Source organism: Solibacillus merdavium, assembly GCF_014836935.1.
GTDB classification, from domain to species: Bacteria; Bacillota; Bacilli; order Bacillales_A; family Planococcaceae; genus Solibacillus; species Solibacillus ferritrahens.
In genome coordinates this window covers 45,974-69,822 of sequence record NZ_JACSPW010000017.1, presented here as the reverse complement: position 1 = coordinate 69,822, position 23,849 = coordinate 45,974, and the positions used below count along the sequence as shown (strand labels likewise).

The 23,849-nt window shown below is 35.6% G+C and carries 28 protein-coding genes and 1 other annotated feature; of the genes, 9 read left to right on the top strand and 19 right to left on the bottom strand.

Translation table 11 applies throughout. The features are described from left to right. Nucleotides 1-41 precede the first annotated feature (41 nt). Both H9632_RS15775 and comGA read right to left on the bottom strand, forming a co-directional pair. Nucleotides 42-293 carry a hypothetical protein gene (locus H9632_RS15775; protein ID WP_225223880.1) on the bottom strand — a complete coding sequence of 84 codons (252 nt, stop codon included), beginning with the start codon at nucleotides 291-293 and terminating at the stop codon, nucleotides 42-44. Beyond that, the gene (gene comGA / locus H9632_RS15770) at nucleotides 274-1,290 is read right to left on the bottom strand and encodes a competence type IV pilus ATPase ComGA (RefSeq protein ID WP_191705028.1); all 1,017 of its coding nucleotides are present in this window, start codon (nucleotides 1,288-1,290) and stop codon (nucleotides 274-276) included. Before comGA ends, H9632_RS15775 begins: the two co-directional genes overlap by 20 nt. A gap of 189 nt (nucleotides 1,291-1,479) precedes the next feature. Between comGA and H9632_RS15765 the strand changes: the two genes are divergently transcribed. After that, nucleotides 1,480-2,178: a helix-turn-helix transcriptional regulator gene (locus tag H9632_RS15765; RefSeq protein ID WP_191705027.1), complete on the top strand. Its 699-nt coding sequence runs from the start codon at nucleotides 1,480-1,482 to the stop codon at nucleotides 2,176-2,178. Between the two features lie 117 nt (nucleotides 2,179-2,295). Continuing rightward, nucleotides 2,296-2,538, top strand: a complete 243-nt coding sequence (locus H9632_RS15760) for a DUF2626 family protein (protein ID WP_008404362.1) — start codon at nucleotides 2,296-2,298, stop codon at nucleotides 2,536-2,538. Between the two features lie 74 nt (nucleotides 2,539-2,612). On the opposite strand, the gene H9632_RS15755 is transcribed toward H9632_RS15760, so the two are convergent. After that, complete coding sequence (locus H9632_RS15755; RefSeq protein ID WP_191705026.1) at nucleotides 2,613-3,257, bottom strand: MBL fold metallo-hydrolase; 645 nt, start codon at nucleotides 3,255-3,257, stop codon at nucleotides 2,613-2,615. Nucleotides 3,258-3,429: 172 nt separating this feature from the next. Between H9632_RS15755 and H9632_RS15750 the strand changes: the two genes are divergently transcribed. After that, nucleotides 3,430-3,606, top strand: coding sequence for a DUF2759 domain-containing protein (locus H9632_RS15750; protein ID WP_191705025.1), 177 nt, complete (start codon nucleotides 3,430-3,432; stop codon nucleotides 3,604-3,606). A gap of 100 nt (nucleotides 3,607-3,706) precedes the next feature. Here H9632_RS15750 and H9632_RS15745 read toward each other — a convergent pair whose 3' ends face one another. The 4 genes from H9632_RS15745 to rpmG form a co-directional block, all read right to left on the bottom strand. Further along, nucleotides 3,707-5,605 carry an LTA synthase family protein gene (locus tag H9632_RS15745; RefSeq protein WP_191705024.1) on the bottom strand — a complete coding sequence of 633 codons (1,899 nt, stop codon included), beginning with the start codon at nucleotides 5,603-5,605 and terminating at the stop codon, nucleotides 3,707-3,709. Nucleotides 5,606-5,922: 317 nt separating this feature from the next. Then, complete coding sequence (locus H9632_RS15740; RefSeq protein WP_191705023.1) at nucleotides 5,923-6,129, bottom strand: YqgQ family protein; 207 nt, start codon at nucleotides 6,127-6,129, stop codon at nucleotides 5,923-5,925. Between the two features lie 18 nt (nucleotides 6,130-6,147). Beyond that, nucleotides 6,148-6,711 (bottom strand): 5-formyltetrahydrofolate cyclo-ligase, encoded by a 564-nt coding sequence (locus H9632_RS15735; protein WP_191705022.1) that lies wholly within the window; start codon nucleotides 6,709-6,711, stop codon nucleotides 6,148-6,150. A gap of 146 nt (nucleotides 6,712-6,857) precedes the next feature. Further along, nucleotides 6,858-7,007 (bottom strand): 50S ribosomal protein L33, encoded by a 150-nt coding sequence (rpmG, locus tag H9632_RS15730; RefSeq protein WP_008408521.1) that lies wholly within the window; start codon nucleotides 7,005-7,007, stop codon nucleotides 6,858-6,860. A 224-nt stretch (nucleotides 7,008-7,231) separates the two neighbouring features. On the opposite strand from rpmG, the gene H9632_RS15725 reads away from it, so the two are divergent. From H9632_RS15725 to H9632_RS15715, 3 genes are read left to right on the top strand one after another with little or no spacing between them, the layout of a single operon-like run. Further along, nucleotides 7,232-7,681, top strand: a complete 450-nt coding sequence (locus tag H9632_RS15725) for a hypothetical protein (RefSeq protein ID WP_191705021.1) — start codon at nucleotides 7,232-7,234, stop codon at nucleotides 7,679-7,681. Further along, entirely contained in the window at nucleotides 7,678-8,178 is a 501-nt protein-coding gene (locus tag H9632_RS15720; RefSeq protein ID WP_191705020.1) for an MltG/YceG/YrrL family protein, read from the top strand. The genes H9632_RS15725 and H9632_RS15720 overlap by 4 nt, the downstream gene beginning before the upstream one ends. A gap of 53 nt (nucleotides 8,179-8,231) precedes the next feature. Further along, nucleotides 8,232-9,437, top strand: coding sequence for an MFS transporter (locus H9632_RS15715; protein ID WP_191705019.1), 1,206 nt, complete (start codon nucleotides 8,232-8,234; stop codon nucleotides 9,435-9,437). A gap of 18 nt (nucleotides 9,438-9,455) precedes the next feature. Here H9632_RS15715 and H9632_RS15710 read toward each other — a convergent pair whose 3' ends face one another. Further along, on the bottom strand, nucleotides 9,456-10,307 hold the full coding sequence (locus H9632_RS15710; RefSeq protein WP_191705018.1) for a DegV family protein: 852 nt from the start codon (nucleotides 10,305-10,307) through the stop codon (nucleotides 9,456-9,458). Nucleotides 10,308-10,546: 239 nt separating this feature from the next. Between H9632_RS15710 and H9632_RS15705 the strand changes: the two genes are divergently transcribed. Further along, on the top strand, nucleotides 10,547-11,017 hold the full coding sequence (locus H9632_RS15705) for a glutathione peroxidase (RefSeq protein WP_191705017.1): 471 nt from the start codon (nucleotides 10,547-10,549) through the stop codon (nucleotides 11,015-11,017). 348 nt (nucleotides 11,018-11,365) lie between these two features. Here H9632_RS15705 and H9632_RS15700 read toward each other — a convergent pair whose 3' ends face one another. The 9 genes from H9632_RS15700 to cymR all read right to left on the bottom strand — a co-directional run bounded on the left by H9632_RS15700 (nucleotide 11,366) and on the right by cymR (nucleotide 19,657). Next, nucleotides 11,366-11,737 carry a DUF5071 domain-containing protein gene (locus H9632_RS15700; protein ID WP_191705016.1) on the bottom strand — a complete coding sequence of 124 codons (372 nt, stop codon included), beginning with the start codon at nucleotides 11,735-11,737 and terminating at the stop codon, nucleotides 11,366-11,368. After that, nucleotides 11,734-12,315: an anthranilate synthase component II gene (locus tag H9632_RS15695; RefSeq protein WP_191705015.1), complete on the bottom strand. Its 582-nt coding sequence runs from the start codon at nucleotides 12,313-12,315 to the stop codon at nucleotides 11,734-11,736. The genes H9632_RS15700 and H9632_RS15695 overlap by 4 nt, the downstream gene beginning before the upstream one ends. Further along, a complete protein-coding gene (gene trpE / locus H9632_RS15690) occupies nucleotides 12,312-13,700 on the bottom strand; it encodes an anthranilate synthase component I (RefSeq protein WP_191705014.1) in 1,389 nt (462 codons plus the stop codon). The genes H9632_RS15695 and trpE overlap by 4 nt, the downstream gene beginning before the upstream one ends. Nucleotides 13,701-13,753: 53 nt before the next feature. Next, nucleotides 13,754-13,955: a binding site (T-box leader), on the bottom strand. Nucleotides 13,956-14,005: 50 nt separating this feature from the next. Next, a complete protein-coding gene (locus tag H9632_RS15685; protein WP_191705013.1) occupies nucleotides 14,006-15,370 on the bottom strand; it encodes a hypothetical protein in 1,365 nt (454 codons plus the stop codon). Further along, nucleotides 15,367-16,008 (bottom strand): ATPase, encoded by a 642-nt coding sequence (locus tag H9632_RS15680; protein WP_191705012.1) that lies wholly within the window; start codon nucleotides 16,006-16,008, stop codon nucleotides 15,367-15,369. Before H9632_RS15680 ends, H9632_RS15685 begins: the two co-directional genes overlap by 4 nt. Before the next feature lie 158 nt (nucleotides 16,009-16,166). After that, nucleotides 16,167-16,832 carry a tetratricopeptide repeat protein gene (locus H9632_RS15675; RefSeq protein ID WP_191705011.1) on the bottom strand — a complete coding sequence of 222 codons (666 nt, stop codon included), beginning with the start codon at nucleotides 16,830-16,832 and terminating at the stop codon, nucleotides 16,167-16,169. 57 nt (nucleotides 16,833-16,889) lie between these two features. Beyond that, on the bottom strand, nucleotides 16,890-18,008 hold the full coding sequence (mnmA, locus tag H9632_RS15670; protein WP_191705010.1) for a tRNA 2-thiouridine(34) synthase MnmA: 1,119 nt from the start codon (nucleotides 18,006-18,008) through the stop codon (nucleotides 16,890-16,892). Nucleotides 18,009-18,067: 59 nt separating this feature from the next. After that, nucleotides 18,068-19,213, bottom strand: coding sequence for a cysteine desulfurase family protein (locus tag H9632_RS15665; RefSeq protein ID WP_191705009.1), 1,146 nt, complete (start codon nucleotides 19,211-19,213; stop codon nucleotides 18,068-18,070). A 24-nt stretch (nucleotides 19,214-19,237) separates the two neighbouring features. Next, nucleotides 19,238-19,657: a cysteine metabolism transcriptional regulator CymR gene (gene cymR / locus H9632_RS15660; protein ID WP_191705008.1), complete on the bottom strand. Its 420-nt coding sequence runs from the start codon at nucleotides 19,655-19,657 to the stop codon at nucleotides 19,238-19,240. A 131-nt stretch (nucleotides 19,658-19,788) separates the two neighbouring features. Between cymR and H9632_RS15655 the strand changes: the two genes are divergently transcribed. After that, nucleotides 19,789-21,081 carry a replication-associated recombination protein A gene (locus H9632_RS15655; RefSeq protein ID WP_191705007.1) on the top strand — a complete coding sequence of 431 codons (1,293 nt, stop codon included), beginning with the start codon at nucleotides 19,789-19,791 and terminating at the stop codon, nucleotides 21,079-21,081. Nucleotides 21,082-21,151: 70 nt separating this feature from the next. Here the strand turns inward: H9632_RS15655 and H9632_RS15650 are convergent, their stop codons facing one another. Both H9632_RS15650 and H9632_RS15645 read right to left on the bottom strand, forming a co-directional pair. Then, on the bottom strand, nucleotides 21,152-21,646 hold the full coding sequence (locus H9632_RS15650) for a GTPase (protein WP_191705006.1): 495 nt from the start codon (nucleotides 21,644-21,646) through the stop codon (nucleotides 21,152-21,154). A gap of 147 nt (nucleotides 21,647-21,793) precedes the next feature. After that, nucleotides 21,794-22,198, bottom strand: coding sequence for an aminopeptidase (locus H9632_RS15645; protein ID WP_191705005.1), 405 nt, complete (start codon nucleotides 22,196-22,198; stop codon nucleotides 21,794-21,796). Between the two features lie 173 nt (nucleotides 22,199-22,371). On the opposite strand from H9632_RS15645, the gene H9632_RS15640 reads away from it, so the two are divergent. Continuing rightward, entirely contained in the window at nucleotides 22,372-23,829 is a 1,458-nt protein-coding gene (locus tag H9632_RS15640) for a methyl-accepting chemotaxis protein (protein ID WP_191705004.1), read from the top strand. Nucleotides 23,830-23,849: the final 20 nt, after the last annotated feature.

The window sequence follows — 23,849 nt, the reverse complement described above, 5'->3', positions numbered from 1 at the left end:
TGGTTGACACTCAAGCATCATACAAGAGGGCTTTTTTGTTTTCAAGTCCCCGAAAATCCTTCTAACAGGAATGCTCCGTTTTGCAATATATTCGATATTTCCAGTTGAACTGGTTCATAATGCTTTACATGATAAGGAAGCAGCATTTCAATACTATGTGCAAATGTATAGCCTTCATTTAGTAATGTAGAAATACGTTGAAGTAATGTAGGAAATTCGGAAGGTTTAATTATTGGTTTTTGAAATAATGGGAATGGAATGGACGAAAATTTTTTATTGAGAAGTAAATTCATAATCTTCTCCTTTTAATAATGCTTTTTGTCCAGCTATTGTTTGATGATAAGGTAATGAAAAACGGTTTCCTTCTAAAATAGATTCTATCGCCCTCTGTAATTGTTCTTCAGTCAGAAATTCAAAAACTGCTTTATACCCTTGTTCATTAGTTTCGACTAGACGCTGTGAAATGACGGCTTTAAGCATTTGCCTCATTTCCTCATATGAGATGGATAAATCCTGAAGCCTGTATAAACAATTGACGGTATCTTTTGCGTGAATTGTTGAGATAACTAAATGCCCTGAAAATGCAGCTTCCATCGCAACCTTTGCTGTTTCCTGATCACGAATTTCCCCTAGCATAATCACTTCCGGGGAGTGCCTCAGTACTGCTTTCAAACCAGCAGAATACGTAATGCCTGCCCTTTCATTTACTTGAACCTGCAGTAGGTAATCTTGTGTACTTTCCACGGGATCTTCAATCGAAATAACATGTCGAGAAAGATGTTGAGCACAATATTGCAACAACGAATATAAAGTTGTCGTCTTCCCACTGCCGGTCGCACCACTAATCAATATTAACCCACTATCCAAACGGGCTAGCCTATCTAGATGTCGAACGCTTTCATGAAAATGACATAATGTTTTTAAGGGGACTGTATGATTTTGACGCAATAAACGAATCGCCAAACTCTCTTTGTAAAAGCTAGAAGGTAATGTAGAAATTCGGAAGGCATACATCGATTGACCGATAAACTTTTGGAACGCACCACTTTGGGGTTTTCTTTTTTCGCTAATATCGAGGGATGACAAAAATTTAAAGTAGGAAATCATCCTTATGGCAAGTTCATTCGGAATTTCAGTGGCTTTTTCGAAACGTCCGTACTTCCTTAGCAGTACATCAAAACATTCCTCTCTTGGATTTAAATGAATATCTGTCGCATCAAGCTTTGCTGCACTCGACAAAAGCTCTAAACATTTTTGCTCAATTATAGATTGCTGTTCGATAGTAATCACCTCGTTTAAGTTGATATCTTCAATCTATTAATATTATAAATCCGTCTATTTAAAATTAATATAAATGGTGGAATAATTTCTTTTTAAGTTATTTTTTGTATGAATATTAACAATTCCAATAACATTTCATGTAGAATAATAGAAAAGTAAGCCATTTTATAATATATTTAGCTTGATGGAGGTGGAAAAATGCTACATCCTATTAAAATTACTAGCACATTGGCAGATGAAACTCGATTTTCCATTTATGAATATATGTTACAGTACAAAAAAATTGTATCGGTACAGGAAATCGCGGAACAATTTAACATTCATTCAAATGTGGCACGTTTACACTTAACAAAGCTTTCGGAAATTAATGCAATTTCAGCGGAATATTTAAAAACGGGAAAAGGTGGACGGCCTGGACGAGTTTATAAAGTAAATGATGAAGGAATTAGCCTAAGTTTCCCTAGACGAGATCCAGCTTCTCTAATCAGATGGTCGCTTGAACTTATATTTGAATTAGGTGACGAGGCTTTGAACAAAGCGCGGGAAATTAGTTATGAGGATGGAAAACAGTCGATGCAGGAAATGCTCGATGAGATGAAAAGGAAATTCCCTTTAACATTTGAAGATAAGATTGCCCTGCTAACAAAAAGTTCAAAACTAATCGGCTATGTTCCTGAAGTTCTTGAAAATGAACAAACAAAGACATTAATATTTTCAATTTTCAACTGTCCTTTCCATACCCAATTAGAAAAATACGGAAATATTGTATGCCAACTTCATGAATCTTATTTAAAAGGACAAGTTGATATATTGTTTGGCAATAATGAAATTTCCCAGGTAGAAAGCATGATGAATGCATGTTCTTTCTGTAAATATAAAATCTCAGTTCACAATTAATGGGAAAAATCACGCGATTGTCACAACTCTTCCATAACTTCCAGTTTACATTATTAAGAAACTTGATTTATAATGGTTAAGAGATTACTCTATTTTTTTGAAAAAGGAGGGAAATTCATGAGCAATATGTATAAAGTTATGGCATTCTGGACTGCTATTTTCGCCGTTATGTTCTACCTTGGTGGTATGAACGAGGTTTCGCTATTATTCGTAGGTAATACAGGTTTATTCTTATTATTAGGCTTCTTAAATCTTTCAGAACGCATGTACATGTACATTTTCGGAGCATATTTAACAGTATTCTTCGCCGGATTCACATATTATACAACATTTATCCACACACCTGGTGGTGGACATTAAAAAACGCCCGCTCTTAATTAAGAGCGGTCGTTTTTTTATTTTAAATTTAATTGCATTATATAAAGACCATACTTTTAAAATCCATTTAAAAATGGATTGGAATTCATTTCCGCCGCTGGAGTCGTATACTCTCCATGACCTGGATAGATAATTGTATCTTCCGGTAATGATAATAATTTATCATGTATCGACTTAAGTAAAATCTCCATTGAACCTCCGAGTAAATCCGTTCGACCGACGCTTTGTTCAAATAACGTATCCCCAACAATAGCAAAGCCATCTTCTTTAAAAATAAAAGATATACTACCTGGTGAATGCCCAGGTGTATGTATAACACCCATTGTAAATCCGCCAATTTCCAGCTCGCCTTCCTGACGAATAATATGCGCTTCATCAGGTTTCCCCACTTTATAATTTGGCAACTCCGCATACTTCCCTGAGCCGTTTTTCAGCGGATCAGCTAACCAATCCACTTCCCTTACGTGTACATATAGAGGAATACTATACGTTTCTCTTACGGCATCCACTGCACCGATATGATCAAAGTGTGTATGCGTCAATAAAATGGCTAATGGTTTCAATCCATTTTTACGAATCTCACCAATAATTCGTCCCGCTTCTTCACCAGGATCAAAAATAAGACATTCCTTCTTCTTATTACTTACAATATAACAATTTGTTTGTACTGGGCCTAAACTATACTTTCTTATATTTAACATCTCTATCACCTCAATTCTCATTATACATTTTTTCTTCTTCCTAGATAGTGAAAACTAACGTTCAAACAAACGTCATTTTTAGTTCTCGACAAACGAATTGGAAACCTTTACAATAAAAGAGGAATATTGTTGCGACATTTTTTGGAATGTCTTAAAGGAGTGTCAATTTATTATGAACTTATTAATGGTTATTTTTGGTTTAGTTGCAATTTTTGGCGTAGTTGGCATATTCCAATCAATCAAGGAAAAAAATCTTTTAGCTGTAGCATTCAATGCTTTAGCAGCAGGAGTATTTGGTTGGTTTGTTATCATGACAGTTTTAAATCAAGGTTATCCACCAACACACTAATTGCAAAAAAAGGAAAAGCGTATCGCTACTTTGGCGGTGCGTTTTTTTCATACAGATAAAAAAGCTGTTCTTGAATTTAATATTCAAGAACAGCTTTTTGTTATTTATAATCTTGATCTGTTAATAAATTACCTGTTTCCGAATCATAAAAGCGTAATAAATCGCCATTGATAATCTGATCGGAATATTCTAATTCCTGTGTAGCGCGGTCAATATATGGCTGACATTCATCGATTTCAATTGATTCACCTGAAGCACGGTCATAACAAACTTCCCCAGCGTAAACTACTTTATCCGTAATAAAACGGCCATCACGGAAAATAACGAAATCTTCATGTTCCTCTGAAAATAAATCTGCCCCAAGCTGCATATCTTTGGATGTCTCAATACCTAGAAGGTGCAATAATGTTGGACGAATATCCAGTTGCCCTGATACATTATCCATCACTTGTCCCTCATTGTCGCCCGGAATATGAATATATAATGGTACAGCCTGTAATAATGCGCTGTCATAAGGTGTGATTTCTTCTTTACCTAAATATTTCGCCATCGCCTTATTATGGTTTTCTGATATTCCGTAATGGTCACCATACATAACGATAATTGAGTTTTCATATAAGCCTTGTTCTTTTAGATCGTCGAAGAATTCCTTTACTGATTCATCCAAATAACGAACCGTTTGGAAGTAACGATTCAATGTACCGGAGTTAGAATCATATTCTGGAATCATCATATCTTCCGGATCCAGATAGAATGGATAATGGTTTGTTAATGTAATTAATCGGCTATAGAACGGCTGTGGCATTTCTTTCATCAATGCTGCTGATTGTTCAAAGAATGGAACATCCTTTAATCCCCAGTTTACAGATGTTTCTTCAGTTACTTCATATGATTCAATATCGTAAAATTTATTTATATTAAACGATTTATAAATCATATCACGGTTCCAGAATGATTTATTGTTCGCATGCATAACATTCGTGAAATAGCCATTCTCTCCTAAACGCTCTGCAAAGGAGTTATACGTATTTTCACCATGTGTAAAGAATACTGCTCCACGGCCTAGACCATATAACGAGTTTTCAAAGATAAACTCTGAATCGGATGTTTTTCCTAGTCCTGTCTGATGATAAAAATCACTAAAGTAGTACGTATCTTTATCTTGTGTTAATGAATTAAGGAAAGGTGTAATAACTTCCCCATTCATTTCATTATTAATAACAAAGGATTGCAATGATTCCAATGATATAGCAATGACATTGCGTCCTTCATACTTACCTAACATTTGGATATTAGGCTCTGCCTGATTAGCACGTATATAGTTATTCACTTCTACAAGCTCACTACCATCTGCTAAAGCACGTTGAGCAGATGATTTAGATTGCACATACACATCATATAGATGGTAATTATAAGTTCCGATATTTTTAACTAGCAGCTCACGATCAAACGCACGAGTTAATAGCTGTGGACGTTCTGTTTCTGCTAATCCCAAATTCAAAAATAATACTGCAGCTGTCATCACAAAATATGCTTTACGTGCATCTTTGCGAATTGGCTGGAATTGATCAGCTTTTGGCATTAGCTTCAGTACAGTTATTATAATCGCAACATCGATGAAATATAAAATATCCGTCCAATTGATAATTGCTGCCGCGGATGTTCCTAACTCTCCGAAATTGCTTGTTTGAAATAATACCGGCAATGTGACAAAATCATTATAAAAACGGTAGAAAGCTACGTTTCCATATAAAACGAATGCCAGTAATATACTACCGCCAACGATAAAACGATTTCGTGCCTTTGATGATTTTAAAAATAATGCCAATCCATAGAAAAATAACAAAAAGCTTAAAGGATTGATGATTAAAATTAATAATTGCATCGCATTCTCTATTTTCATATCAAAACTTGTTTCATAAACAATTACAGTTTTAATCCATGTTGCTATTACGGCAATCGCTAATATCGAATGTTTAGGCCATTTAAAATCTTTCATATCCTATACATCCTCTCTTTACATATTCAAATTTATTAAATATATTATTTTTATTTGTGTAAATCCCAAATTCCAAGTGAAACAAAATATATCTTAAAGCTTTTCAGTCTAATACGCAATAGTAATACTTTGAAAAAATACTGAAAATGCATTTTGAAAATTACACTATTATTTAGTACGTATTACAAACGAAAAGGTTTCGTAAAATATGAAAACAGCGGTTAATTTCCGCTGTTAAACTAAGGGTATAATTATCAGAACGTTTAAAACCCCTAGTTATAGCAGTCAAGTAAACGATACCTAGTATTATACAATAACTAATAATTATTTTCACGCTTAAGCCTTTGCTCTTCTTGACGTAAAATTAATAAAGCCATTTGAAAATCTTTAATATCCAGTACGTTTGTCTTATATAATTCCTTAATCTCATCTTCCATCAAATATAGATCACCAATACGATCCTTCGTATAAATGTAAATTCCGTATTGTTTCAGCAATCCAATTATATCCAACATTGACTTCATTTGTCGTTCCTCCAACATTTATGCACAAATTATGCGCTCTTTGTCTGTAAGTAGTATATGTACCGGAAGATCATGTGATTCTCTCGGCACTTCATTCAACAACTGTTCTTCAAAAGCAAGGGAAATGCGTTTTCCGTTATATCCAACCAAAAAGCGATCATAATAACCACCACCAAAACCGATGCGGTAGCCTTGACGATCAAATACTACACCTGGAACAACTATCACGTCTATTTCCTCTTTATCGACTAATTGTGTCAATTCCGGAATGGGTTCTAAAATATTTTTGTATGCCCGTTCCGTTTCAGCAAAGCTATCTATTTTATAAAACTGCATCGAACGATCTGCAGGATTGCATTTTGGAACGACAACCTTCTTATTTAATAACCAAAATTGCTCGATTATAAACGTTGTTTCTACTTCAGGTTGATTTGATAAAGTGATTGCGATGGTACTAGCGTTTTTAATGGAAGGTTCTTGTAATAACTGTCTGGCTAAATTCAATGAGCGCTCACGATATGTTTGATAAGTCATACGCTTCAAATTTTCCTGCACTTGTTTACGATAATCCCTTTTATCCACCAAATCTCCCTACTTCCCTCATATAAAAGTTAACAGTTATTATCATAGATCAATTTTTAATCCATCCATCATAAAAACGTTCAACATTGTCCATGTTCAAGTAAAAAGCCAAAACCCACAAGTGGTTTTGGCTAACTGAGCGATTATTACTTTGTTTCACGGTGAAGAGTGTACTTCTTCTCGCGAGAGCAATATTTTTTAAGTTCAAGACGCTCTGGATTGTTACGCTTGTTCTTTTTTGAAATGTAGTTACGTTCGCCGCAGTCTGTGCAAGCTAAAGTAATGTTTACGCGCATCATTAACCCTCCCACTCTAAATTAAGAATAAATTTATTTGAGCATGATTTATACGACTTACCTATTATAACACACTCTCTCAAAAAATCTAGTATGATTTATTATTAAGTTTTACTATGTTAAAATAAAGTGAATCTGTAATGAGATGGCAAGTTTTTATACAAACAAGTGCCAGTTTCATTACATCTTTAATAAGATTAGTAAATTAAAACGGAGGAATATATATGGAACTTTCTTCGATATTAATGATTGTAGGAATTATCGTCATTATCTTATCGTTATTTTTAAAAGATAAGTCCGTACAGGTTGAAAAAGATGTAGAAGATTTATCTATTAATATTTATCAGGAAACTAATGCTTTAAAACGCCGGATTAAGCTATTGGAGGAGGAGTTACTGGTAGAACCGAATTTCCAGGTGAAGCAACCCGAAACCAACCAAACAGATGCTTTTACTTCTTTTCAGAAAGTGGCTGATCAAATGAAAACAGCCCAACACAATAGTACCCAATCGGGATTAAAATCTGAAAAAAATAATAAGCCCATTAACGGAATTTTAGTAAGCCAGGTTTTGGCATTAAACAATCAAGGTTTATCAATTGATGAAATCAGTAAGCTTTCCACTTTATCACATGCTCAAATCCAATCGATTTTGGCAAATGGAGGTAAACAATGAAATCCTCGTTGCGAGCATTTGGAATCGGTCTATTTGTTGCGGGTGCAAGCATCGCTGTAATTGATCTACCCTCTATTGAAACTGAATCCGAACAAAAAGATATAGCGCTATATGAACAGCAGTTAAAAGATTATGAAGATCAAATAACCTTGTTAACCGAGCAATTGGACAAACAAAATTCTAATTCAGAAGAAAAATCTAATAATGAAACACCTGAAAAAACGAATCGCTCAGAGGATTCCTCTTCTTTAAATGAAGAAACAGCGAATAATAAGCAAACTACAGAAGCGACGATTTATATATATGAAGATGTTTCCATTTATACAATCGGACAGCAGGCAGAAGATTTGGGTATTGTTACAAATGGACGCGAGCTCGAGTTGTATTTATCCAAACCGGATTACGCACGCTCCATTCAAAAAGGTGCCTTTGATTTGAACTCTGACATGACAATTGAACAAATTGCTAAAGTGTTAACAGGACAATCAATGGAATAGCGAATACGAAAAGCTGTCCTTGTGGTCAGCTATTCACGATTGATGGGGGTATTATGGAATACATAAAAAAGGGAACGAAAGCATTTACAATGACGAATATCGCTCTGTTTTCCGCGGGCTTTATTACTTTTGCAAATCTTTACGTTACACAGCCACTTCTGCCCCAGTTTTCAAAAGACTATAATGTTTCCCCGGCTATAGCAAGCTTGTCGCTCTCTGCAGCTACTTCTGCCCTTGCATTTAGCCTTATACTATTCAGCTCCTTATCCGAATCGTGGGGACGGAAAAAGTTGATGACAATCTCGATATTTGCGGCATCTTTCCTAACTTTCGCATTAGCTTTTGCACCTAATTTTGAAGCTATTCTTGTACTTCGAATTCTGCAAGGTTTTGTATTTGCAGGGGTTCCCGCAATTGCAATGGCATATTTAGGGGAAGAAATGGATCCATCAAGTTTTGGTGCTGCAATGGGACTTTACATAAGTGGAAATGCTGTTGGAGGACTATCCGGGCGAATCATTATTGGTACAATGTCTGATCTTTACAGTTGGCAAATAGGTATGATTGTTCTTGGTGTAATCAGCATTATTATAAGTTGTTATTTCGTCTGGGCACTTCCGGAATCGAAACATTTCAAGCCACGACCATTACAGTTTAAACTGTTATCAAAAACATTGCTTCAGCATATTAAAAACAAAAAACTTGTATTATTATTTGGGATTGGTTTCACATTAATGGGTAGCTTTGTCACTATGTACAACTATATTGGATTCAAATTAGTCGAGCCACCGTATCTTTTAAGCATGACAATTGTCAGTTGGCTTTTTATCGTATACCTAGTCGGGTCATGGAGCTCCGCTTGGTTTGGCAGCTTGTCCGATACATATGGACGTCAAAAGGTTTTATATAGCGGTATAATTATTATGCTGGCCGGGACCTTATTGACTTTTCCAGTAAATTTAACATTAAAAATTATGGGTCTTATCATTTTTACATTTGGTTTTTTCGGGTCCCATTCCATAGCAAGCAGTTGGGTAACTCAATTAGCAAAGACCGATAAGGCACAAGCCTCTTCCTTATACTTATTTGCCTATTATATGGGTTCCAGTATAGGAGGAACCATCGGAGGTTTGTTTTGGTCAAAATACGGCTGGACAGGTACGGTAACCTTTATGGCATCTTCCCTTTTAATGACATTGATTTTCGCTAGCTTAATTCATTATATTAATTTAAACTTCAAAAAAATGCAGGGCATCTGAATGATACCCTGCATTTTTCTATTCACGTACCCAAGTTAGACCTAAAGTCCCTTCACCCGCATGAACACCTACACATGCAGATAATGGTGTCGGAGTAAAAATAATTTTGGGAAACTGAACTTCTAGTTCCTTTTTCCACTCAATTGCTCCAGCAAGATTATTACAATGTATAACAGCCACTTCTTTTACCTGTGATTTTTGAATGGCGTGCTGTAGTTTTTCAATAACGGCTTTTTTCGCACGCTTATCGGCACGTACTTTTTGTGCAACCTCTACGCCGCCTTCTTTATTATATTCAATGACTAATTTAATATTTAATAAATTACTAAGAAACATAGCTGTCCCTGAAACTCTTCCACTTTTATTCAACTGTTCTAAGCTCGCTGGTATAAAGGCAAGTTCTGCATTTCCACGCATTGCTTCAATTTTCTCTACTATTTCTTCAGGTTCTAGGCCTTCTTTTTCCAGTTCCAATCCTAACTCCAGCATGTATTGCATTGGGTAGGACCCAATTTTTGCATCAATAACATAATTTCTAAAACCCGCTTGTGCAGCGGCCATTGGAGCACTTAATACTGTTCCCGATAATTGCTCGGATGTATGAATGGCAATTGCACAATCATAGCCTTCTTGTTTTAATTTTTCATATAGTGCTACATGTTCACCAAAAGCTGGTTGGGATGTTTTTGGATGTGCTTTTGCATTTTTTAATTTATCGTAAAATTCATCATGTGTCATATCAATTGTTTCGCGCAATGCGCCCTCTTCAAAAACAATATTCAATGCAAGCACGTGTATGTTATGCTTCTTTATAAAATCCGGTGATAATAATGCCGCTGTATCTGTAACCCATGCAATTTTTTTTGTCATTGTAAATCCCCTTGATGTATAAAATTATTTGCTCCACATAATGTAAGCGCAAACATAGTTCTCACACAGTGACAACTGTCACGTTTACATAATAAAATTCCTCATTCGACATTTTTTCGACAATAATTATATTTTAATTTTTCATTCTATTGGAATGGATTATTTTACATACAGGTATTTTTTCCGTACGATAATAATACAAAATATAATATTAGTAGGTTTTTAGGAGGAGAGTATTAATGAATATTTATGATATCCCGGTTAAAACAGAAAAAGGGGAACAATATGAATTAGACCGCTATAAAGGGCAGGTAATGATGATCGTCAATACAGCGAGCAAATGTGGCTTTACGAATCAATTTTCTGAACTCGAAGAACTTTATGAAAAGTATAAAGAAGAAGGATTTGTCGTACTTGGTTTCCCATCAGATCAATTTAAACAGGAATTATCTTCAAGTGAAGATGCTGCTGAATTTTGCCGTATGGACTATGGCGTAACTTTTCCAATGCATGAAATGATTAAAGTAAACGGCGCAGAGGCTCACCCATTGTTTAAACATTTATCTTCCGAGGCAAAAGGACTTTTAGGTCAATCGGTAAAATGGAATTTCACGAAGTTTTTAGTCGATCGGGATGGCAATGTCATTAAACGCTATGCCCCAAAGGATAATCCAATGAAGGCTGAAACTGATATTACAAAATTACTATAACGTTGACATATAAAGAGTAACTGCAGCCGAACATTTGAATTCGGCTGCATTTTTTTTAAAATTAAAATTTTTCCTCCTGTTGTATTTCTAGATATAATGGCATGATTACGAAAAACGTTACGAGTATAAAAAATACAATACATAGAATGGTTAATGGAATTAGTAAGCCAAAATAAGGAGAGAGGATTAAAATTGCCGAAGTTTGCATCGTTAATATTCCTATTATTTAACGGTATTTTTTAGAGTAATACAGTTTTTATAGACGGATATATATTTAAAATTGGACTCATTTTCTTTTCAATTCCCTCAAAAATATAGCCTAACCAGATATCTGATTAGGCTATATTTTTATGGTTCGAAACTTTGTAATGCCTCTTTAGCAGCTTCAATATTACTTTCATTAAATGGGTTTTCCTCCAGAGCAGCAATTTTCTCCACTGCATCTGCCAATACAAGCTTCGAATAAAACGGTAGCTTCGGTACGATGCTTACTAAGCACCAGTAAATCCACATATCATCGTCTCCACGAAGAACCTCTTCAACAAGTGGAGTTATCTCATTTGGATAGTGAAGCAATAGTTCGACCATTGGCTCAGCTACCGGCCAGTTCATATCCTGAATCCATTCAAGCAGTTGTGGCAATATAGGGATGACAAATTCAGCATCTGCTTTTTTTAACTGTTCCACTGCCGCTAAATCATGTTTATCTTTTGGAATCATACACGGACCTCCACCTCTTTTAGAAATTTCCTAATCATCTCGGAACCAAGCTTTGTTCCAATAGACTCAGGGTGGAACTGTAAACCGTATACAGGGAACTTACAATGTTGAATCGCCATAATTTCCTTATCATCCGCGCTTATTGCAACAATCTCAAATTCCTCATGCAATGTCTCTTTTTCGATAATAAGTGAATGATAGCGCATCACTTCAATTTCCCTTTCAAAATGCTCAAACAAACCTTTTTTATCAAATCGAAGCTTACTCGTTTTGCCGTGCATTATATTTTTCGCCTGGCTCACTGTTGCCCCAAAAGCTTCCCCAATTGATTGGTGCCCTAAGCAAATACCTAAAATCGGAAACTCTGTGTATAGCTGTTGGATCATTTCTATTACAATACCCGCTTCCTTTGGCTCACCCGGACCTGGTGAAATAACAATGGCTTTCGGTTTCATTGAACGAATATCATTAACTGTTACAGTATCATTCCGAACAACCTTTACTTCTTCACCAAACTCTGCAATTTGATGATACAAATTATACGTAAACGAATCATAATTATCGATGAGTAAAATCATGAGCGCACCTCCAGCAATGCCTTTGCCTTATTTAACGTTTCTTCGTATTCTTTCTCCGGCACTGAGTCATACACTATACCGGCACCCGCCTGAACATAGGCTTTCCCATCTTTTACAATCATCGTCCGAATCGCAAGTGCTAAATCCATATTGCCTGAAGTGGATAAATAACCTATTGCCCCAGCATATATGCCGCGTTTGCGACGCTCCAAGTCATTAATAATCTGCATCGCTCGAATTTTCGGCGCTCCTGAAACAGTTCCAGCAGGCAGGCTTGATGCAAGAACATCGACTAAATGTGCATCATCTCGCAATTTGCCAGACACTTCCGACACGATGTGCATAACGAATTTATATTTTTCGATTTCCATATATTTCGTCACTTGCACCGTTCCGATTTGTGCAACGCGACCGACATCATTTCGTCCAAGATCGACTAACATTTTATGCTCGGCAATTTCCTTTTCATCCTGTAAAAGCGATGTCGCCAATGCTTCATCTTCTTGTGGTGTTTTCCCACGAGGTTTCGTTCCTGCAATCGGATTCGTCGTCACAATACCATCCTGAACTTTTACTAGGCTTTCAGGTGATGTTCCTAAAATCGTATAATCGTCAAAATCAATATAAAACATATAAGGAGATGGATTTGACGTACGTAATTTCCGATAAAGCGAAAATGGATTTTCACTATAATCCGCTTCAAAAGTTTGTGATAAAACAACTTGAAATATATCACCTTTACGTATATGTTCTTTCGCAGTTTCAACCATTTCGATAAAGCAGTCCTTTTTAATCGTTGGAGAAAATTTCACTTCAACAGGGTTATTAGGTGTTAACTGTGTTGCTTTAGTAAGCATCTGTTCAATTACATCCACTTTCTGCTGCATTTGTTCAGCGGAATAGCCTTTTTCAAAAAGATCGAGTGCAACAATCGAAATTTGCTGCAATAAATGATCAATTACGATAAATGTTTCATAAAAATATACATGAACATCTGGCATATTATAGTTGTCGCCTACAATTTCCCCTATATTTTCAAAGTGGAAGGCTGTTTCATAGCCGAAATAGCCAATTGCTCCACCGAAAAAGGCAAACGGAAATTGCTCATCACAAATCGGCAGTAATTCTTTTAACTTTGCCAGCACAGGGAGTTGCTCGGTTGCTAAAGGCTCGTCATGAATACGGAATGTGCTCGTTGTTGCATCACCTTTTAACTCCCCTACAGGATTAAATGCAATAAATGAATAGCGCCCATTATGTTTAAATTTAGCATTCGATTCAAATAATACTTTTTTTGTCCCCTGCACTGATTCATAAATAGAAATCGGTGTATAAGTATCTCCATTTATTTGCTTTACTACATAACTTCTCATCTCAACTACCATGCTCATCTCTCCTCAACTCAACTAAAAATGCATACAAAAAGGCCCTTTCGTTATTAAAGGACGAAAGAGCCGTGGTGCCACCTTTATTGACTAAAAAAATTAGTCCACTCAAATCTCGTAACGTGAGAGCTACGGCACGACATTTCCTTCGTGCAGCTAGAAATTCCATTCATAAAGTGCGTTTACTAACTTCCACCGACCGTTAGCTCTCTAGAAAACGAAACTTTACTACTCTTCTTTCATCATTGCTTTTACTATACATTATATTGTAAAGCTTAAATATATTTTTTTCAAACTATTTCGAATTAATTATAAATATAAAGTTGCCCGTGTGACTTTGCATAATATAGGCTTGCATCAGCATGAGCTGTTAATTGTTCATAAGAAGCTTGCTTTTCTGGCAATTGATTTGAATGTATAAAACCAAAATGTATCGGTACTTCCAAAATCCCCATTTTAGAATGTACTACTTTTGATTGTAGCTTCTCTTCTAACTCCATTAACAGTTCGAAAAATTCCGATTCTGATATACCCCTTATAAATGCCTCTCCTTCATTTTTGGATAGGACATTAACTTCTGCATTATGTTTAAAAATGAAGTGATAAACCGTTTCAAATAATGTAAACAACAACTGTTCTACGAATAACTTACCAAATAACTCTTCAATTTCATCCGTAATAAAACACCAATGGAAACAATACAGTGTTTCATTATTTTGAAGGGCATGTTCAACATGCTGTACGATTAGCTCTTTCGAAATGACATTTGGATACTTGATAGATAAGGTGGAAGTATCATCTTCAAATAAATCTGACAATACACTTTTAACATTATTTATATCCAACGGTTTTCGATGTGAATTTTTAATAATTTCTCTTAGCTCTTTTGTATATTGAAATTTATCACCTAGATTAAAATTATTAATATATTCTTCTATATTTATTAAAAACATAATATTTTGTTGCTCTTTAAATCGAAGGTATGCATATTCAAAAAATATAACACTTTCCTCTAGTTGCCCTAAGTTTAATGTTAAGATTGCTTCTGCAAACGAAATCTTTGCATCATAAAATGTTTGTCTATCTTTTATAAGTTTTAAAAAAACCTGCTTTACTTCTTGAAATTCCTCATTGTTGCCCATTGTTGCAAAATAATAGAGCGCCCCTATATACCCTCTAACAATCGTGATATTTGATTCGCAAATGTTATTTTTATAAAACTTCGCCAAGCTCATTCCTATTCTTGCTTTTTCCAATTCCTTTTTATGGACTAATTGGGCAGCAATATTATAATAATTCACCACAATTAGGTCATGATACTTTAAAAAATGTGCATATTTGATTGATTTTTTTGTTGCTTCTACCGCTGCATCAAAGTCTCTAACAATAACTTGTAAAAGGCTATATAAATAATAAAAATACATTTTATTTTCATCTTTCCCATATGTTAAACATAACTTTTCATACTCTGTCATAACAACGTGGAAATTTTCATAGCTTCCGTTTTCATAGTAAGCAGAAGCTAGATACTGATAACAGATCAGTGCATCATCATACCGTTTTTCTTGGAGCGTAATAGGTAACGTAATTGTTCCAAATTGGATAACTTCCAAAAATTTCAGGTCTTTATACAAATTTTTTAAATGTTCTATTTGATTTGAAATAATCATGGAACACGTCCACCCCAATCATTTATTAGCCCGAACACCGCTTCATAAACTTTGCTTGCATCATCAATTGCTTTTTCGAAAGTCCAAGACAATGGTATTTCATATTTTTTATGTATTTCGTGCAATTCATTTACGACAGTATTCTGCAACATAGCTAATTTTTTGGGATAATTCTCATATTCAATATATTTCGAGTCAAAAAAGGGTCTTAAACTTTTATTGCTATATTTCTTTAGTGCATCAAAGTTTTCCTTAACTTCTTCTTTTATAGCCATTTTCTTAGAAATAAAATCATCTAACTCATTATAAATATAAATAGCACATAAAAATGCTAACCTTTCATTCTCATAAAGAGCAAGCTGTATATAACGTTTTATTGGTAAAGTTTTAATAATCCCTAATATTGAATTCCTATATGGATAGATCATTGTATTTTCCGGATTGGATATACGATTGATTTCTTCATTAGATATTGAATACCAAATATCCAATATCCAAATAGAACGTTGGTAAGATTCTTCAACAAATGGAAGTACAAGTGTAAATAAATCAAGTTCATCAATCATTTGTTGAAATTGATTTAACTTCTCATCCGAAATTAAAAACATACAGTCTGATTTATCTAATTTAGCTTGCATGTTATCACCTCAAACAATTGTCAGTTTAATCCATCATATCATAATGTTTTCATAATATATATTTCATTTCTTTATCATTATTAAGTCAAAAAAAGTGATGAATGAAAAATAATCTTCAATCACCACTCCTTTATATTTTTTATAGAAATAGACACTATTTAATTTGAACGTTGGCAAATCATATCATATAAATATTTCGCCTGTTCGAATTCTGGCTGTAATGTATAAGCTTGTTTTAAATGATATTTTGCTTTGTCTGTATCTGTCGTGGAAACTGCATATAATACACCCAAATTGTAGTGTGCATCTGCATTATTCCAATCCTCTTCAATTACAAACTCCAATTCTGGTTTTGCAAAATCGAACATTTCCATTGTACAAAGTAATATGCCGTAAGCTAAACGAATTTGCAGATCTTTTGGCGCAAGCTCTGCAGCACGCTGCATATATGGCAATGCCAATTTAAAATGTTGCTCACGCTCAAAGGATTTCGCCAACATATAATACGCATCTGCTCCTTCTATACCAAAATCAATCGACTTTTGATACAGTTTTGCAGCTTCCGTATAACGCTCTGCTTCATAATATAGATTTGCTAAGCCATAATATGCCGTGGCCGCTTTTTCATCAACCGTTATCGCTTTTTGGAAAAATCGTTCTGATCTTTCGATATCTCCCATAGCTGCAAGGAGTGTACCAAAATTCACATAACCTATTGCATCATTTGGATTTGATTCAATTGCTTGGGTAAAAGCTTGTGCAGCTTCTTCATAACGCTTCTCCTGAAATGCTTTAATTCCAATTTCATTATAGTTTGTATCCATTATTCCACCTCAAAACAAAAGTATAGACGCTCAATTATTATGAACGTCTACCGTAAATTACCCTACATATGTTAACTTTTCGCTATTTTTAAACACGCCATCGATTGTACCGCCACCTAGGCACTCTTCTCCATCATACAGAACAACAGCTTGTCCTGGTGTGATTGCTCGAACCGGCTCGGCAAATTCAATATAAGCTGTACCGTCTTCACGCATTGTTACGGTTACCGGTGAGTCTTCCTGACGATAGCGGAATTTAGCCGTGCAGTTAAATGTGCCCGTTTTCGCTTCCCCTGTAAAACTCATTTTTACGGCAGTCAATGCATCGGAATACAGTGCATCGTGATGGAAGCCTTGGCCAACATATAATACATTGCGTGTTAAATCTTTACCTACAACAAACCATGGTTCGCCGTCTCCGCCGATTCCAAGGCCGTGACGTTGACCTAATGTATAGTACATTAAACCATCGTGTGTACCTTTTACTTCACCATCAAATGTTTCCATATTGCCTGGCTGTGCAGGAAGGTATTGGCTTAAAAATTCTTTAAAATTACGTTCACCGATGAAACAGATACCTGTTGAATCTTTTTTCTTCGCTGTAGCTAAACCTGCTTCTTCCGCAATTTTACGAACTTCAGGCTTCGGTAAATGTCCGATTGGGAACATGACCTTTTCAAGCTGATCTGAAGTTAACTGATTCAGAAAATACGTTTGATCTTTATTATTATCAATGCCTCGAAGCATTTTCACACCGTTTTCGTCATGTGCTACACGTGCATAGTGGCCTGTCGCTAAATAATCCGCGCCAAGTGCCAGTGCGTGCTCCAAGAAGGCTTTAAATTTAATTTCTTTATTACACATAACATCCGGATTCGGTGTACGACCTGCTTTATATTCTTCCAGGAAGTACGTAAATACTTTGTCCCAATATTGTTTTTCAAAATTGACCGCATAATATGGAATGCCGATTTGGTTGCATACTGCGATTACATCATCATAATCTTCTGTCGCTGTACATACGCCAAATTCATCTGTATCATCCCAGTTTTTCATAAAAATACCGATTACATCATAGCCTTGTTGCTTTAATAAATAAGCGGCAACTGATGAATCTACTCCACCACTCATACCGACTACAACTCTGATTTGAGATGGATCTCTTGTTTCTACCATTTACTATTCACCTTTTCTTAGACAAATCGCGTAAAAGGCGCGAAGTCTTCCTTATATATTTACGAAGTTAGACGTTTCACAATTTCAGCAGTACGCTTACCTGCTTCTCGCACTAACTCATCTGTTAATCCTAACCCAAAACTGAAACGAATGGAACTACGAAGCTCAGGCGCATCTTGTCCAAACATTGCCACTAATACATGGGATGGATCGATCGAACCTGCTGTACATGCAGAACCACTCGATACAAGTACTCCAGCCATATCCAGATTGATTAAAAATGACTCTACATCTGTTCCTGGGAATGTCACGTTAAACACATGTGCCAACACGTCTGTTTGATGACCATTTATATGGAAATCGATATTTGCCACTCTGAACTGTTCAATTAAAATATTTTTAAAATTATTATATTTTTCTTTGCGCAGCTGAAGCTCTTCTTCGACTAAGTCTGCAGCCTTTGAAAATGCTACAACAGCCGGTACATTTTCCGTTCCTGCGCGTCGTTTTTTTTCTTGAGAACCACCGTGCAGTAAGCTTGAAACTTTTACACCTGTTTTTGCATATAAAAAACCGATGCCTTTTGGACCGTTTATTTTATGCGCAGAAACACTTAATAAATCAATATGAAGTGCTTCAACATCAATCTTCTCTAAGCCAAAAGCTTGGACGGCATCAGTATGGAATGTTGTTATATGGTTTTTTAAAACCTCTCCAATTTCAGCGATTGGCTGAATCGTACCAATTTCATTGTTGCCATACATAATCGTTACCAATATCGTATCTTCACGTAAAGCAGCCTTTACTTGATCTGCACTTACTCGGCCTGTGCGATCGACAGGTAAATAAGTCACCGTAAAGCCTTCTTTTTCAAGCTTTTCACATGCATGTAAAACGGCGTGGTGTTCAATTTGAGTGGTAATAATATGCTTCCCTTCATGTTGGCGGGCATAGGCAGTACCAAAAATAGCCATATTATCGGCTTCTGTACCTCCACTTGTGAAAATTATCTCAGACGATTTCGCGTTGATTTTTTGAGCCAAGCTTGTTCTCGCCTCATCCAGTGCTTTACGTGCACGGCGTCCTACTGTATGAATACTTGATGCATTTCCACTTTCCTCCGCCATTGCACGGGCCATCACCTCAATGACTTCAGGTGCTACTGGTGACGTGGCTGCATGATCGAGGTAAATTGTATTTTTCAAACTAACTAACTCCTTTAAATAACACTAAATGTAAAACATATAGCCGTCAGATACTTCATTATTTGTATATTTCGCTAAATCTTCAATTGTAGTTGTGTCCAAAACATTTTTTACTGCATCCCGGATGCGCATCCACAATTCACGTTGAGGAGCCTCTTCATTTTCAATTCCTTCGACCGGTTGAATCGGACCTTCCAATACGCGAATAACATCTGCAGCTGAAATTTCGTTTGGCTTATGTGCTAACATATAACCGCCATAAGCGCCACGTACACTTTTTACAAGTCCTGCATTACGGAGTGGAGAAACTAACTGCTCCAAGTATGCTTCAGATAACTCTTTGTCTGCTGCAATTTGACGCAAAGGAATTGGTCCTCCTCCATATTGTTTAGCAAGTTCTATCATTATTGTTAAACCGTAACGACCTTTTGTTGAAATTTTCATTGTAACACCTCTATTTTCTAGTCCATTTATAACATCTATTATACCATAACTCCTTTTAAACCACTCGGAAATACTTTATTATAAATGATATAAAGTTTATGTTCTATAAAAAAGTAAAGGAGCGAACAATTGTGCAGAACGAACCGCTCGCCTATAAAATGAGACCTCGTACCATTCGGGAAATTGTCGGACAACAGAATATTATTGGCCCACATACACCACTTTTTAAAATGATTGAAAAAGACCATATTCCGTCAATGCTGCTATATGGTCCTCCAGGAGTAGGAAAAACTTCAATCGCAAATGCCATTGCTGGTAGTACAAAGCTCCCTTTTTTCGCTTTAAATGCAACTCATGCCGGAAAAAAAGACATTGAACAAGTTGTGATGGATGCACGGATGAGCGGAAAGGTCATTTTGTTTCTCGACGAAATACATCGCTTCAACAAATTACAGCAGGATACATTGCTGCCGCATGTTGAAAACGGCTCAATTATCCTTATTGGTGCAACAACTGAAAATCCATTTCACGATGTCAACCCAGCCATTCGTTCAAGGTGTGGGGAAATTTTACAGTTGGAACGGCTCACAATAGAAGATGTAAAACAGTTACTTCACATGGCATTAAAAGATAAAGAACGTGGATTAGGGAATGAAAAAATAGAAGCAACAACTACACAAATCGAAAATATTGCAAATGCTTCAAACGGCGATGCGAGGAAAGCTTTAACATTGCTTGAATCTGTATATTATGCTTCAGATGAAGTGGATGGAGTTACTGAATTAAATGATAATGCGATAGAGGCACTCGCTAAACGGATTGGTGTTTTCGGGGATAAAGGGGGTTCGAATTTCTATAATTTATTATCAGCCCTTCAAAAGTCTGTCCGCGGCAGTGACCCAAATGCAGCACTTTATTATTTAGCCCACTTATTGGAAAGTGGAGATTTAATTGCAGTATGCCGGCGACTTCTCGTCATGGCGTATGAAGATATCGGTCTTGCAAATCCAAGTGTAGGTGCAAATGTACAGGCAGCAACTGAGGCAGCCGTAAAGCTCGGTTTACCTGAAGCCCGTATCCCCCTCGCAACGGCTGTAGTGGAAATGTGTCTTTCTGACAAATCAAATTCAGCCTATAAAGCGCTCGACAAAGCAATAGCTGCGATCCATGATGGAAAAACAGGTGCTATTCCGAACCATCTTAAAGATGCACACTACGCGGGAGCGGCAACCCTCGGTCATGTCGGATACAAATACCCACACGATTCCCCAATTGGAACATTTGGAGGCTGGGTTCAACAGCAATACTTACCGGATGAACTAGTAGGGTTGGAATTTTATCAACCTGTCATTGCTGGGGAAGAAAAAAGAATGGCTGCAATTTATGAAAAATTAAAATCATTCCGCAATGAAACAAAAAGTTAATCTGCGGTATTCTAACTCATAATTATAAAAAGAGCCATTTTCAGCTTAAGAAAATGGCTCTTTCATTATTTTATTCGTAGGACTTCGTAAAAGCATAAAATTTTTCCATGCAGTTTTCTAAATTTTCTGCAACTTGCAACTCTACTTCTTCTTGACCACTTAATTGCTGGATACTCTTTTTAATTTCAGAAATTAATTCTTCATTATTTTCCAAAAGGGCATTTGGAATGCAGCCTGCGCTAATATGATAAAGCTCAATAATATGTGCACGTGCATCCGCATCATCTTCTGCAATTAAATTCGAATGAGCTAAACCAGTAAAATAAAGAAGTTTTGAAGTAATGTCCATATATAAAGTCCAGTAAGTAGTTGATGGTGGCATTTCTCCATTGCTTTTTGCAATATAATTAATAAAATTGAAAGCTACCTTCTGCAATAGCTCGTCAAGCTGTTCATAAGCTTTTGACCAATTAGGCTTTGTATCAATATTATCAAAAACGATATTATCCATTTTCAATTGTAGACTAGGTAAATTCAATAAATCATTTTTCATTTCAATTGTCATTCTATTGTCCTCCTTGCATCCCCATGCATTATAATCAATACGTATCTTTACTATAACAAAAAAAAGGTATTATACTGCAAAAACGAAGAATTAACTTAAATCCTGCCATATTTTTGCCATTATTAACCCCTTTAATAGAATATTATGTCATTTGCCATTGAAAAATTCGCCCTTCAGACGAGAAAAGTACTTTTCGTACAATAGCATATCTTCAGAACATGTGGCTATAGAGTGTACTTTAATCTTTCCATCTTCAAAAACTTTAATTAATTGATTAGAACTATAAAAAACCCATTTAAAAGGTGTAATCCACATTTCCAGATTACTTTCTTCATTTTCAAGAAAAAATTGTTTTTCTTTTATCGTTTTAGCCATCTTCCAAAACCCTTCACTTAACATGTAACTTTTCGTTGAAAAATCATACTCAGGTTCTACAATTTGCTGCGTATCATAAATGTGAATCATTTGTAAATCGGCATCAATCGCGATTTCTACTGTATCCACCAAATCGTATAGATTAAGCCCCCGGTACTCCAACTGTAGAATTGGCATTGTGGTAGTCCCCTTTCACACTCTTCTTATTATTTTATCACAATAATAATAACCAAAAAAATGAAATGAATAGTCATTCAAAAAGACGTGACAATGTGAGGAAAATACTGTATAAATTAATAAAAGCATGTAATTTGTTGTAAAATAACGACATTTTATGGAAAGGTGATATTATGATTCATCAATTAAATGCAAAAGATTTACAAGAAAAAAACACAATTTTAATGATTGTCTACGGGATGGCCGCTTTTTTAGGCAGCGTTGCCCAACTTATTATTGATCGTCCCATCGGAGTCGCTCTATCGTTAATTATCCCTTTGACTATTACACTTATATGTTACTTTATCCAACGAAAAGTAGTAGTATTGCATCCTTATTTTCCATACGTCGTTATCATCGCGTCAGTCTTGACTGTGTACGGTACAATCATTACCAATAAAGTAACATTAGCGACAATTATTTTAAGTATTTTTGTACTAATTTTAAGTAGTGTCCACAATCGAATAAAAGTTCTGTGCGCAGGATATATTGCCTCTACTCTTGGTTTGGTATTTAATTTCACTATGGATACTGAAGGTTTTGCCGTTGATCCAGCAAATGTTTTCGTAGTTCAAACCTTAATGTTTGTCGCTATTCTTCTACAAGTGAGACAAAATAAAAAAATGTTCAGCAATATTGAGAATTATATGATTCAGGCAAACGAGCGCGCTGTTCATGAAGAACAATTGCATCAGCTTCTGGAATCTTCCGTGCAAGGTATCACTTCGAAACTTGAACTTATAACAGACAGTACTAATCAATCGAGTGCTGCACATCAACAAATGTTGGCTTCTCTAAAAGAAGTGAGAACCGGGGCACATAAACAATCCGATCACGTACAATCCATTGTTCAAAACACCGATTTAACGAATAGAGAGCTACACTCCATCGTTACAGAGCTTAATAAAATTGTCACTGAAGCGGAAGATGGAAGTGTGAGTGCTGTAGATGGAGTCAATTCCATGACAAAGCTCAAGCAGGAAATTGATCAGTTTACTGCATTTTTCAATGACCTTAATATGACATTTATGTCCTTATCAGATAAAATAAATGAAACGAATCAGTTTGCTTATTCAATTCATAAAATTACGGAACAAACCAATTTATTGGCATTGAATGCCTCTATAGAAGCTGCGCGTGCAGGCGAACATGGAAAAGGATTTGCGGTAGTTGCACAGGAAATCCGTAAATTGGCAAGCTTGACAGATGATACTGTACTAAAGATTGATGAAAATTTAGCACAGGTCAATTCGTATAATAAACTTGCTCTTGATCGATTAACGTATGGATTAAATCATGTCGAAATCCAAGTTCAAATGATTGAAAATTCTAATAATACTTTCACGAATTTATTTCAAGCTATGAATAATTTACAGCAAAATTTAACTCAGTTTTCAACAAGCGTAAAATCGATAGAAAAAAATGGCGAATCAGTACAAGTTGCAACAAACGAATTCGCTGCAATTATTGAGCAAAGTACTAGCTCCATTGATGAACTATGCAACGTTTTAGAGAGAATTTCTAAAGATCAAGACGATGTGACGAAAAATATTGAAGAAACTTATCAACAAGCATTAAAAATAATTCAATAAATATATAGGTATCCGAAAGG